The sequence below is a fragment of the Lacrimispora indolis DSM 755 genome (assembly GCF_000526995.1).
In the GTDB taxonomy this organism is placed as follows: Bacteria; Bacillota; Clostridia; order Lachnospirales; family Lachnospiraceae; genus Lacrimispora; species Lacrimispora indolis.
The window spans coordinates 3,283,267-3,295,936 of the sequence record NZ_AZUI01000001.1 but is presented as its reverse complement, the minus strand read 5'-3'; the positions used below and the strand labels follow the sequence as shown (position 1 = coordinate 3,295,936).

Genomic DNA, 12,670 nt, shown 5'->3' with positions numbered 1-12,670 from the left:
ATTCCGATAACTTGGCTGAAAAAATCCGACTTTGTGGTAATTTTAATATACTTATATACTTCAATCAGGTTAAAATCACCATTATGCACAAAATCGGAGGCATCTTCTGAGAGATGTCTCCGATTCTATTTCTGCGCCGCCAGTATTATAATCAGTTATTACGTGCTAATATTTCATTTGCCTCTTTTCGGAAATTTTCTGCCGCTTCTTTTGTCGATATCTGTCCATAAAATGCTTTATATGCACTGTTCTTAAAACTTTCTCCCACTTCTGCAATGCCAATTGGGTCTGGTGCAGGAGTTTCCCCGGAGAACTCTATTACCGTATCTGCATATTCAAACATTTCTTTTTGCTTCTCGTCCATTTTTCCAGAATTAATTAAAAATTCCCGCACGTTTGCAGGAGCCGGCACGCCTCTTTCTGCCATCATAATTTCATTCGCTTCCTCTGAGTTAACAAACCAGTTTATAAACGCCGCTGCCTCTTCCTTAACTTTAGATGTTTCTGATATACAGAGGAAATACCCTGGCTTATTCCACATTGCCTTTTTATTATCAGGATTGACTGGCGGAGTTGTAATTTTCAGATTACTGTTTCTGCTGCTCATCTTACTTGCATAATTATTATTTTCATTAATCATGCCTGCTTCTCCGGTTACTACAGGTCCGGCTTCCTGTCCTAATGTCTGAATCTGTAAATATTCGTCTGGATTAGCCGCAGCGCCTGCATCCATCAGCCCCTTCCACATATCCAGATAATCTGCCAGGATCTGATCCTCCTCATATCCCAAAGATTTTTTATCATCACTGAACAATTGTTCTCCATGCTGCCTTACCCAGTAATTAAAAAGGTTTGTATCATCAACCGGACCTGAAGCAGCACCTAACTTTCCAGTTGCCTCTTTAATCTCCTTTGCTGTGGCTACAAAATCATCCCACGTCCAATCGCCTGACGGATTTAGTTCTTCCAGTCCTGCTTCCTTAAACACTTCTGGATTATATCCCACTGCAATTGTCCCTGTTGCGCCAACGATTCCTGCCATTTTATCGTCTATTTTTCCTGTGTTTAAAACATTCTCGGAAATTTCAGAGACATCGATCGTACCATTATCAATATAAGGCAGTAAATCTGCAATTGAATGATTCTTCGCATAGGTTGCAATATATAAGTAATCCATTTGGACGATATCGGGCATAGCCCCGGAAGCAGCCTGTGTTGATAATTTATCAAAATATCCGTCCCAGCCAGATGGAAGTGCTTCGAAAGTAACATTTGGATGAAGTTCCGTGTATTTATCCAGAATTTTTTGAGTATATTCGTGTCTATTTTGATTTCCCCACCATGAAAATTTTAAGGTTACAGGTTCCCCGGCATTCCTATTTGCCTGTTCTCCCTCGCTTGTGTGATCTGCCGAAGCACTGACGCTTTGAGCCGCATGATTACTTTCATTGCCGCCGCAAGCTGCCAATGACCCCATCATGATACCAACAAGCCCCAATGCCAGCACATTCTTCATTCTTTTTCTCATAATATATCCTCCTCTTACAAAACTTGATTTTTCTTCTAACATTCTATCATAATAATTTTTTATACAAAGGTAATTTTCAGACAAGAGAACAGGAAAAAACCGACTTTTAAAGCAGTATTTCCTTATTTGTTCCATAAAAGATATCATCATGTCCAGCCATCATTTCACAGAATTTTTCAAATTCATTCCAACTATCATAGTAATCAAATTCATAGCTGTGTCCCCAAATATAATAAACCTGCAAAACCTCTGTATTTAACTTTAAAAATTTCTCTCCAAGTTCCATCATTTTATCAAATTCCAAGTGATACACAGTGGGCTTATATTGCAGTAAATCTTTCTGTATATCAAAATTATAACTGCTTATTGTAGTTCTGGCATACTGTATTTTTGTATTTCTCCTTATGATATCTGCTACACGTTCATCATAATTGATCCCGCCTCCGGGATATGCCATTCCCACCACCTCTTGTTTTATAAGACTCTCTAACTTCTTTCTATCCTCTTCAACCTGATGAATTACTTCATAATCATTTAATTCCGTCAGACGGGGATGCGTAAGTGTATGAGCCGAAACTTCATGATTTTTATATACTTCAGATACTTCTTCCGGTTCAATTTTATTATGTCCGATCCACATGTTTTCCCGTCTTAAATACCCCGGAGTTCCAAGTAATTCGGAATTTATATTAAAGGTAGCTTTCAGTCCATATTTATTAAATATTTTCACAAGCCGCTTGTCCTGTGTTACCCCATCGTCATAACTAAATGTCAAAAACTTTTTCTGGCCCTGAAACATAGTACTTTATACCTCCTTTTTTTTCTATCATACCCTTTCTATCTGGAATTAAAATGGATTTTACCTGCTTAAAATCTGAAAAAAACCTACAATTTAGAAAAATCAGAAAATAATGTTTGACACTATCTTCTTCCTCTGTATAATGATTACATATAAATAGCACGGCTCACACTGAGTCTGATTACCATACGGCAGCTTAATCATACACATAATTTATTCATGGTAAAACGGAGGAAGATATGGAAAAAGAATTTGACGTATTTCTGTTTCTCGGTCAATCGAATATGGCTGGACGAGGCATTACTTCACAACAGTGGCCTGAGACTGCACCAACACTGACGCCTGGGGCTGGAAATGAATATCGTGCGGTTTCCGATCCGGAATGCCTGCATGCAGTTAAGGAGCCTTTTGGAGAGGCTGAAAACAATCCGGAGGGTATTTATGAACCGGGAATGAAGACCGGTTCCATGGTAACGGCTTTCATCAATGCATATTATGCAAAGACCGGAGTACCGGTTATTGGGGTTTCAGCAAGCAAGGGCGGCTCTGCTATTGGTGAATGGCAGGGAAACAGCGATTATTTATCCGATGCACTCGTACGCTTTGACCGCACAGAGAATTATCTGAAAGAACAGAAAATAGCAGTCCGCCACCGCTATATGCTCTGGTGTCAGGGAGAGACTGACGGGGATCTGGGGACTTCTCCGACTGATTATAAAACAGGATTCAAAAATATGTTTGCTCACCTTAAAGGAAAAGGAATTGAAACCTGCTTCCTGATTACAATTGGCGAATACAATGGTAAAAGGGGATTTGATTATTCAAAAATCCGTCAGACGCAGTTAGACATAGCAGCCGAACTTCCAGATGTGGAGTTGGTTTGTGACAATTTTCACACCATGCGCGGCCGCGGCCTTATGAAAGATGAATTTCACTATTATCAGAAGGCTTATAATGAGGTGGGGACTGCCGCAGGAAATGCGGCTGGAGAATTTGTAAATGGATTGTATTAAGCAAATTCATAAGCAAATGATTACAGATACAGTATTTTGCTTAATCGATCGGGATAATCACAATACGAGCAGGGGAGAGTTAATCACTCCTGCTCGTTTTTTAATTAACCTTTTATTCCATCCATAGCGATTCCATCCACCAGATACCGCTGAAAGATGATAAAGAACAGAATAACCGGCAGCAGTGAAATCACGGACATTGCAAACAAACCGCCGTAGTTATTATAAGAGTTCGGATCGAGATACATATTTAACGCCAGCGGAATCGTAAAGCGGTTTACGCTGTTCATAAAGATGAGCGGCTGGAAGAAATCCTGCCAGATCCAGTAAAATGCAAAGATGGATGACGTAATGATCGCCGGTTTTACCACCGGTACGAGGATACGGAACAGAGTCGTTATCTTCCCGCAGCCATCAATTTCCGCCGCCTCATCCAGTTCTCTCGGAATTCCACGAAAGAACTGGACCATCAAAAAGATGAAAAATGCGCCTCCAAATATCCACGGAAGGACAAGCGCCGTTCTCGTATTGATTAAATGCAGCTGCTTTAAGATAATATATTGCGGAACAACCATAACCTGTGGGGGGATCATCATGGTCATCATGACACAGCCGAACCAGAAACCGGAAAATTTAAATTTAAGTCTGGAAAGCGCATAAGCTGCCAGCAGGGAAGTAATTACGCAGCCCAATGTACCAATAACCGTTACAATCAGTGAATTGGTAAAAAATGTGATAAATTTCACACCGCCAATTCCTGAAAAACCACTGTTATAGTTGGTGGTCATGTCCCATACCTTCGGGATCAGAGAATATGTATCCAGAAACATGGTATCATTACTCTTAAAGGAGCTGGCTAAAAGCCAGAGCAGGGGATAGATCATCAAAAATCCAAGCGCGCACGCTCCTACATGAAACAAAAACGAATTTATTTTTTTCTTTGTATGCATTCCCATTCTCTCACCCCTCCTCAGACTCGTAATATACCCAGTTCTTCTGCGTTTTGAAGATAATCACGGTAAAGACTGCGATAATTGCCACCAGTATCCAGGCAAGAGCACAGCTGTAGCCCATATCAAAGTAGGTAAATGCCCTGCGGTATAAGTAAAGCACGTAGGACAGCGTGCTGTCTAACGGGCCGCCATCGGTGATTACATAGCTTTCTGTAAATACACGGAATCCGTTGATGATCTGCAAAATCAGGTTAAAGAAGATCGTTGGGGTCAGCATCGGAAGCGTGATTCTGAAAAATGTGTAGGAAGGCTTCGCCCCATCCACCATAGCCGATTCATACAGAGTAAAAGGAATCTGCTTTAATGCGGATAAGAAGATCAGCATAGAGGAACCAAACTGCCATACGCCCATGAGAATAATGACACTGAGCGCCGTTTTGGGATTACCCAGAAATGAGGTGGTCTGATGGATTCCAAACACAGAAAGTAAAGTCATAACCACACCCTTGTTTCCGAATATTTGTTTCCACACGACAGAAACTGCAATGCTTCCGCCTATGATGGATGGAACGTAATAGAGTGTCCTGTAAAGTCCAAGCCCTTTATGCTTCTTATTTAAAAGCATGGCTACAAACAGAGCAAATGCAAGTCTCAATGGGACCAGTATCAGAACATAGAGAACTGTTACCTTAAGCGCCTGCACAAAAGTTTCGTCCTGTGTAAAAGCACGAGCATAATTTGCAAATCCGATGATTTTCGGATCATTTAACAGATTAAAATCCGTAAAGGAGTAATAGATGGAAATAATCGCCGGAATCAGCCACATTCCAATAAATCCAACGAGCCATGGCGTCATGAGCAGGTAAGCAACCGCATTGTCGGCGTGCCTGATTTTCTTTTTACTTTTCATAATTATAATTCAATCTCCTCTTTATTATCAGAGGGGACCATGTTGTATGGTCCCCTCCTTCTGACGATCAGTTATTCCGTGAAAGTATTGCATCCGCGTCTTTTCTGAACTTAGCAGCTGCTTCCTCTGGAGTTACCTGTCCGTAGAATGCGCTGTAAGCCGCGTTCTTAAAGGACTCGTTCACCTCTGACATGCCCACAGGATCAGGATCAGGTGTCTCACCGCAGAGTGCCAGAGCATCTTCCACGCCCTTAAACATTGCTGCCTGCTGATCCGATAATTTACCTGATGCGACCATGTAATCACGGATCTCGGATGATACAGGGGTTCCTCTTTCCGCCATCATGATATCGTTGGCTTCCTCTGAATTGACAAACCAGTCGATAAATTCAGCTGCTTCCTTCTTAACCTTGGATGTCTCTGCAATCGAGAAGAACATGCCAGGCTTCATCCACAGTCCCTTGGTGCCAGAACCGGCAACCATTGGCGGAGTCACCATTTTCAGCTTGTCATTGGTTCCGCTTACCTTTGTCGCGTAGTTGTTCCACTCTGTCAGCATAGCGCCTTCCCCGGTTACAACCGGTCTTCCTTCCTCACCCAGAGTCTGAATCGCCGCATACTCATCCGGATTCGGTGCTGCGCCCTTTGCCATTAAGTCAGCCCACATTTTTATAAAGTCAGAGCAGAGCTTGTCATCCGCGTAGCCGATTGCCTTCTTATCCTCACTAAATAGGCTCTCTCCATGCTGTCTGACCCAGTAATTAAATAAGTTGGTATCATCGACCGGACCGCCAGCCATTCCGTACTTACCAGTCTTTTCCTTCACTGTTTCGGCTGTTTTGATAAAATCGTCCCAGGTCCAGCTGCTGGCCGGCTCTGCCGCTCCCGCTTCTGCCAACACCTCAGGGTTATAACCAACTGATAAATAAGAGCTGCTGAGCACCAGTCCGTTTAATTTTCCATTTATATTCCCTGTGTTAAGCAGATTTTCGTCAATCTTTGATGTATCAATGGTTCCGTCATCCACAAACTGCTGTAAGTCAGCCAGTGAATTGTTTTTCGCATATGTTGTGATGTAAAGGTAGTCCATCTGTACAATATCAGGCATGGAACCGGAAGCTGCCTGGGTTGCCAGTTTATCGAAATATCCATCCCAGCCTGACGGCATCGCTTCAAACGTTACATTTGGATGGGAAGCCGTGTATGCGTCCAGCATCTTCTGTGTGTAATCGTGGCGCCCCTGGCCGCCCCACCATGTAATCTTTAAGGTAACCGGTTCACCGGCGCTTTCCGCACTGTTTGCCTGTGTCTCTGTCTTTGAGGTTTCTGCTGATGGAGCCGCCGTGCTGCCTCCGCTTACGGTTGTCTCCCCTCCTTTACCGGAACCACAGCCTGCCAGCGAGAACGCCATGGCCGCCGCCATACCCAAAGCCGTAATTTTTTTTAAAGACCTTTTCATAAATACAACTCTCCTTTTCTTACCTGATTTTTGTTTGTTTTGATAACCTTATTATAGCGTTTTTGTATATAGATCAGAATGGAATTTCCAGATTACCTATCTGTAAAATTCCGACAAAAACAGCTTTAAAAAAAAGCATCTTTGAAAGGATTTATCTTTCTTAGACGCTCTTTTTTCATTCATTTGTAATTTTCCGACTTTCATTGACTGTTAATATTTTTCGGTATTCAGACGGTACCATCCCTGTGTTCTTTTTAAACACTTTAGCAAAATACTGCCCATCTGCAGGATATCCGATCTGCTCGGCTAATTCGGATATCCGGATATCCGGATCAAAAGTCATCAGCCGTTTTGCCAGCTCCACACGAATCCGGACTAAAAACGAAGAATACTTTTCGTTGGTGTAGCGATAAAAAAAACGGCCAAAATAGTCTTCGTTCATAAAAAGCACTTCCTTCGCCAGATACTGTAAGCTCAAGTTCGGATTTTTGATATTCTGGTATATGCCATACAGGATATGCTTGATACGGCATCCATCCTTTGTATCTGGTAATGACAATTTCAAGTAATCGGCACATTTATCAATTACTACTTGGAGGAAATCCCAGGTATTCTCGTTTTTTAGATCGATGTTTTCTTTTCCACAGAAAACTTTCAAGAAGAAACGAAAGGAATCCGCAATCCTGTTTTTTGAAAATCCCTGCATCTCCATCTTTACAAAGGAAGTATAGATCTCAAAAATCACCTCGGCGTAATCCTTCGCTGCCCTTATTCTATCGTAATCCAGCACCATAATGGAATTTTCTTTGGTCCCGCCCAGCAGATCAAAGCTTATAAACTCCATTTTCCCTTCCAGATCCCCAAAAAAGAACAGTTCCTGAAGCTGAGAATAAAGAATGCTGACTTCCTCCATACTTCCTGCTCTACTGATCGCCGAACGGAGCTTCATCTGTTTATATTTTCCATACTCCTTATGAACCTTTATGATCAACGGCCGCAGATTTCCTGCCATTTCTTCCGGAATCAGATAAATCATCTCATTCTTTGTGGAAGTGCTCATATAGACATTTTCCACACCTAAAAGCTCTGTTAAAATGTTTGTCAACGCAAACTGATCCAGCTGATCCCACTCCTGGGGGGACTGAATACCGAGCAAAACAAATGAATTTTTGACATCCTCCATAAATTTTTCCAGAAGAATTTCATCAGACATGGATACTTCCTTTTTTGTGATCAAAATCCCCAGGATCTGTTCTTTTACACGGGGAAGCATTCGATCAAAGGTACTTTTATATTCCTGTTCTGATTTTCTCCTATTCTCCAACTCGGCCAGTTCCTTTTTCACGCCCTGCAGCACTTCTACAATCTTTTCCTCATCACAGGGCTTTAAAATATAATGCCTGATTCCAAGCTCCATAGCTCTGCTGGTGTACTCATATTCCCCGTATCCGGAAAGCACCACAAAAAGTATATCCGGGTATAGCTCCTTTGTATTTCGGATCAGTTGAATTCCGTCCATAACCGGCATTTTGATATCCGTAATTACAATATCCGGAATGTGCATCCGTATTTTTTCCAGTCCTTCAATGCCATTCCATGCCATATCTACCAGTTCCATATCCAACTTCTTCCACGGAATAATCTCTGCCATCGCTTCGCGCTCAATATCCTCATCGTCTACCAGCAATACCTTAATCATCATCTTTCATCACCTCTACCTTCGGAATTGTGATCGTCACAGTAGTCCCGTTTCCGCAGACACTGCTTATACTAAATCCCGCGACCTGATCAAACGCCATTTTTAATCGTTCATAAATATTTTTCAAACCAATGCCGTGGCCTTTGGGCTCTGCGGTAAAGGAACGGACCGCTTTCAGTTCTTCCTCTGTCATACCAGGGCCGTTATCAGATACGGTTATTGCAATCCGCTCCCCATCTTCTCTTATTGTAACGGAAATCGTACACGGCATCAGCATCTTTTCGACTCCATGGTAGATAGAGTTCTCCACCAAAGGCTGCAATGTCATATGCGGGATTAAGTATCGGCCTGCTGCTTCGCATTCTACAGAAAAAGTCACACGCTTTCTATACCTGTACTCCTGTATTGTCATATATTTTCTCAGACTGTCCAGTTCTTCCTCAATGGTGACATACTGCTGTTTGTTCAGGGCAGACCGCAAAATCGTGCCCAGCGCCACCGTCATTTCCGCCGCTTCCTCATTTTTTCTGGCTCGGATCATCCAGTTAATACTATTTAAGGTGTTATAAAGAAAGTGCGGATTGATCTGCGCCTGCAGCATCTTGTATTTTGTATCTTTTAACAGAAGCTGCTTTTCATAGTTTTCATGAATCAGATTATCGATTTTATCCAGTGTTACTTTAAATTCCTGAGTCATCAGACCGATCTCATCCTTCTGCGAACTGGTTCCCAAATACGCTCTTGCCCGGTCAAAGTCCCCAGTTTCCACGATCTGCATACTTCCCGTTAAATGTTCTAACGGTTTCACAATCATATGCGCAAGTTTCTTCAAAATCAGCGCGGTGACAAGAAACAGCAGCAGAAACCCTCCGATCATCAGATATCTCAGGTTCTGATTCTGTCCGTAAATTTCTGAATAGGGAAAGACATTCACATAGGTCCAACCCGTCTTGGAAGATTTTAAATGACATACAAAATATCTCTGCCCATTCTCTTTTATAATTTGATATCCTTTTTCATCTTTCAGGTTGGGAATCCGCTTCATCATATGCTCCTGGTTTTCATAGATCACGCCCTCATCCGAGTAAACACAGAGAGCCGAACTCTCTGCTTCCAGATCGTCGATATTCTTCTCAATCATTCCAGATACATCACACGTAATCAGTAAACTCCCAAGATACTCCAAGCTTGCATCAATATGTTTTCTGATGTCCCGTCCTGTCAGCAAATATGGGTACTCTGCCATCGGCTGCTGCACGACATAGGCCCCTTTCGCTTCATGAATTCTGTTCATCACAGAGTTATACAGTTCCTTACTGATCGTTCCGGTCGCAATTCCCACAACAAACTGTGTTTTATCTCCATCCGTATATACCATATTGGAAATCATATTAGAATTCGTCAGCTCGTTATTAAACAGCATCCGGAGCTGATAAACCTCATAAGAATAGTCCGCGGTAAAACGTTTTAAGCTTTTCATTTTAGAAAGCTGTTCCTGTATTTTTGTATCCAATGCTATATTATAGGAGATTCCCTCCACCTCATCTAAACTCCGGTTAACCTCCTGAATAAAAAAATCCAGTTCCTGCAGAGATTTTTCATATAATTTCCCATCATATATATTAAAGCTGACCTGTAGTGCCACAACACTTATAAGGAAACAGATCCCCAGCATCATGACGTAAACGATAATCATTTTTTCGGCCAGTTTCAAATCGCTGTATTTCCGGTACCAGTATCCCCGATATTTTTTCATCGAACGCCTCCTTTTTTAATACAGTACCGTTTTATTTGCAAGTATAATTCTTTTCCCCAAAAATTAGAATGTAATTTTCCTGTATTCTGTATGAAAAATACCGACTTAATCCTCCTGATCATCCCCGGCATTTTTACTATATACAGTATAAGGCAAAATATTATAACCGGCAACAGATTAACCTGTAAAGGAACCTGTTGCCGGTTATTTTAGTTTCCATTAGTATAGGTTATTACAAAATTTACCAGAATCTTTTTCCTTCATTGCCTGGTACAGTTCTTCATCCGTTAAGTGATTCTCATAGTTTAACAGGAGCATAATTTTTCTGTCCCTTTCCGGATAGATCACCTGCCTCTGCCACTGATAAAAATATGGCCCGTCCCCCAGATTCCTTATGTATCCCATTAAAAGCTTAAGAAGGTACGCCGTCTCCTTTACGTCTGTCTGACAGTCATTATCATAAAACCCGTTCCATTTATCGTGGGAGCATTCCTTCATGGCCTCATCCGCCTGCCCGAAGCAGTCTGCCGCCTGGCCGATTTCGTAAAATGCCTTGTAATAATCATTCTTTTCATAAGCGGAATATCCCCTGCCAAAATGGGTCACCCCCTCCAGGCAGTACGTGTGAATTTTTACCTGAAGAAGAATGGAATCCGTCCAGAGCATGCCGTTGTCATCGTTCAGTCTGCTGACCAGACCGGCGCATACATCCAGAAGGCTCTTAAAGCCAGGATACCCGTTTTCGCATTTTGATACAAACCACTGAAGCTGTGCGGAAAAGTTTTCTGCGGGGCCACACCACCGGAGTTCCTCACAGGCCGCTTTTCCTCCATCCTTCATCCACTGATGGATCAAAACTCTGGTGACATAATTATAAAACTGTTCGCCTGCGTGTTCATCCTCCTTCTCCCCATAAGGAACCGCAGCCTCAAAATATTTTAGAAAGCAGTCCTTCATTTCCTCCAAAGCTTCATTTCCGTAATAGTTTCTCAAGTACTGTTCCAGATGTGTTTCAGGTTCTGTTTCCAGGGAGTTCCATAAAGAGGCAGTAAAATCCAGCGGGTAAACATGGGGCTTAATATTAGAGCAGTTTACGAGCCACAGTGTTGTAATGCCGCAATTGTATGCGTTTTCAAGCTCTTTTTTTACAAATTCCATGTTATTAGGAAGCATGGTGAGCACATTGGCGGCCTGAAGATCATAGAAAGACACATGATAGTATACTCCATGCTTTCTGTCTCTCAATCCTTCACCGGGAAGCGCCGGAACCCTTGGGTTATGGTTTCCCTGTCTTCTGGACACCATTTTCCCGTAACCGTTATCGGCCCAGATCATGATAACATTCTCCGGCAGTTCTATGAAGCCCTGCTGGTACAGCTCCATAGTTTCTCCATACAGATTCGTGCCAAAAACGGGATCGTCAACATATTTTTTAACCATATCATACTGTTCCTGCATGATGCTGCTGATCAGACGCCCTCTCTTTTCCGGGGTGTCATATTGGGGATCGTTCTCCCAGAAAGGAGCATCTCCCTGACCCCGAAAACCAAGATTCCAGATGATCTTATGGTTCATCTGTCTTTTAATTCCTTCCTCCCAAAGTCCTCGGAATAAATCTGGATACTCTTTGTAGGAAGGATTTTTATCCGGATAGGCCCGCAGAAACATCTCCGCCCCCAGCGGCTCCGCATGATGCTGGGTAATCCACAGCCCCATATCTCCCGCCAAACCGGCATATTTTTTCGAATTCCTGTCTGTTCCCGGTATTACCGTGTTGCCGCCGCAGCGCAGCAGCGCTTCAAATGCCATTTCCCATGGATATTCCGCATTTTCTTTTGCAGCCCAGCGACTGATTAAAACCTCATCATTGATAAACCAGCCTCTGTAGGCAACCGGCCTTTTCTCTGAATGGTATTCCATAAATGGAACCGGGATTCCTTTCTGTTTTACAAACTTCTGGTCATTCCAGAACCAGAATGGAAGAATTCCCAGGCAGTGTTCGCTGATATAAAGCAGCGCGTAAATAAAGCCCAGCTCCTCCGAGGCCGAAACAATCAGCTTCCTGTTATTTTCCACATGAATCTGAAATTCTTCTGCTGCAGCGCTTCCTTTTTCCAAATATATTTTTCCCGGACCATCCTTCTCCAGGCCCTCCTCTTTCGGTTCTAATACCATTGCAAGATCCCTGTAGAACCGCATGACCGCCCGCCGTACCGGTTCACTTTTAATTTCAGTATCTATAATCACATTACCGGTCAGTATAAAAAAATCTTTCTGCATATTTGCAAACTCCTCTTCCTCTTAAGATTTATATCTTAATTTTAATCCTTCCCTCTTATAAAACAAATGACTTTTTCCTATATTATTATTGGAAAAAAACGACTTTCTTACAAATTACCGCTGCCAGACCCAGAAGGAGGAGATCGTTAACTCAATCATTTCTCAATATTTAACCTAATAAAGTCTGTTTTTTTCAAATAAGCTCCCGGTATAATCCATTCTTTTTTTCAAAAAACGTCAAACGGAAGCTATCACCGAAAAAAGCACCCGTAC

At 42.3% G+C, this 12,670-nt stretch carries 9 protein-coding genes; 1 reads left to right on the top strand and 8 read right to left on the bottom strand.

The window, feature by feature from the left end; all coding sequences use genetic code 11:
- Positions 1-151 precede the first annotated feature (151 nt).
- Together K401_RS0115775 and K401_RS0115770 are read right to left on the bottom strand one after the other, a co-directional pair.
- Positions 152-1,663, bottom strand: coding sequence for an ABC transporter substrate-binding protein (locus K401_RS0115775; RefSeq protein WP_242842312.1), 1,512 nt, complete (start codon positions 1,661-1,663; stop codon positions 152-154).
- Positions 1,635-2,327, bottom strand: a complete 693-nt coding sequence (locus K401_RS0115770) for a polysaccharide deacetylase family protein (protein ID WP_024293849.1) — start codon at positions 2,325-2,327, stop codon at positions 1,635-1,637. Before K401_RS0115770 ends, K401_RS0115775 begins: the two co-directional genes overlap by 29 nt.
- A gap of 239 nt (positions 2,328-2,566) precedes the next feature.
- Here K401_RS0115770 and K401_RS0115765 point away from each other — a divergent pair, with 239 nt between their 5' ends.
- A complete protein-coding gene (locus K401_RS0115765) occupies positions 2,567-3,340 on the top strand; it encodes a sialate O-acetylesterase (RefSeq protein WP_024293848.1) in 774 nt (257 codons plus the stop codon).
- A gap of 104 nt (positions 3,341-3,444) precedes the next feature.
- Here the strand turns inward: K401_RS0115765 and K401_RS0115760 are convergent, their stop codons facing one another.
- The 6 genes from K401_RS0115760 to K401_RS0115735 form a co-directional block, all read right to left on the bottom strand.
- Positions 3,445-4,296, bottom strand: a complete 852-nt coding sequence (locus tag K401_RS0115760) for a carbohydrate ABC transporter permease (protein ID WP_024293847.1) — start codon at positions 4,294-4,296, stop codon at positions 3,445-3,447.
- A 4-nt stretch (positions 4,297-4,300) separates the two neighbouring features.
- Entirely contained in the window at positions 4,301-5,203 is a 903-nt protein-coding gene (locus K401_RS0115755) for a carbohydrate ABC transporter permease (RefSeq protein ID WP_024293846.1), read from the bottom strand.
- 67 nt (positions 5,204-5,270) lie between these two features.
- On the bottom strand, positions 5,271-6,662 hold the full coding sequence (locus tag K401_RS0115750) for an ABC transporter substrate-binding protein (protein WP_024293845.1): 1,392 nt from the start codon (positions 6,660-6,662) through the stop codon (positions 5,271-5,273).
- A 175-nt stretch (positions 6,663-6,837) separates the two neighbouring features.
- A complete protein-coding gene (locus tag K401_RS0115745) occupies positions 6,838-8,364 on the bottom strand; it encodes a response regulator transcription factor (protein ID WP_024293844.1) in 1,527 nt (508 codons plus the stop codon).
- The gene (locus K401_RS0115740; RefSeq protein ID WP_024293843.1) at positions 8,354-10,117 is read right to left on the bottom strand and encodes a sensor histidine kinase; all 1,764 of its coding nucleotides are present in this window, start codon (positions 10,115-10,117) and stop codon (positions 8,354-8,356) included. Before K401_RS0115740 ends, K401_RS0115745 begins: the two co-directional genes overlap by 11 nt.
- A 219-nt stretch (positions 10,118-10,336) precedes the next feature.
- Positions 10,337-12,397, bottom strand: coding sequence for a glycosyl hydrolase 115 family protein (locus K401_RS0115735; RefSeq protein ID WP_024293842.1), 2,061 nt, complete (start codon positions 12,395-12,397; stop codon positions 10,337-10,339).
- Between the last annotated feature and the right edge of the window lie 273 nt (positions 12,398-12,670).

Bases quoted from the DNA above. Each gene is read 5' to 3' on its own strand.
- K401_RS0115765 (WP_024293848.1), top strand. From the start codon at position 2,567: ATGGAAAAAGAATTTGACGTATTTCTGTTTCTCGGTCAATCGAATATG.
- K401_RS0115770 (WP_024293849.1), bottom strand. From the start codon at position 2,327: ATGTTTCAGGGCCAGAAAAAGTTTTTGACATTTAGTTATGACGATGGG.
- K401_RS0115760 (WP_024293847.1), bottom strand. From the start codon at position 4,296: ATGGGAATGCATACAAAGAAAAAAATAAATTCGTTTTTGTTTCATGTA.
- K401_RS0115775 (WP_242842312.1), bottom strand. From the start codon at position 1,663: ATGGAACAAATAAGGAAATACTGCTTTAAAAGTCGGTTTTTTCCTGTT.
- K401_RS0115750 (WP_024293845.1), bottom strand. From the start codon at position 6,662: ATGAAAAGGTCTTTAAAAAAAATTACGGCTTTGGGTATGGCGGCGGCC.
- K401_RS0115745 (WP_024293844.1), bottom strand. From the start codon at position 8,364: ATGATGATTAAGGTATTGCTGGTAGACGATGAGGATATTGAGCGCGAA.
- K401_RS0115755 (WP_024293846.1), bottom strand. From the start codon at position 5,203: ATGAAAAGTAAAAAGAAAATCAGGCACGCCGACAATGCGGTTGCTTAC.
- K401_RS0115735 (WP_024293842.1), bottom strand. From the start codon at position 12,397: ATGCAGAAAGATTTTTTTATACTGACCGGTAATGTGATTATAGATACT.
- K401_RS0115740 (WP_024293843.1), bottom strand. From the start codon at position 10,117: ATGAAAAAATATCGGGGATACTGGTACCGGAAATACAGCGATTTGAAA.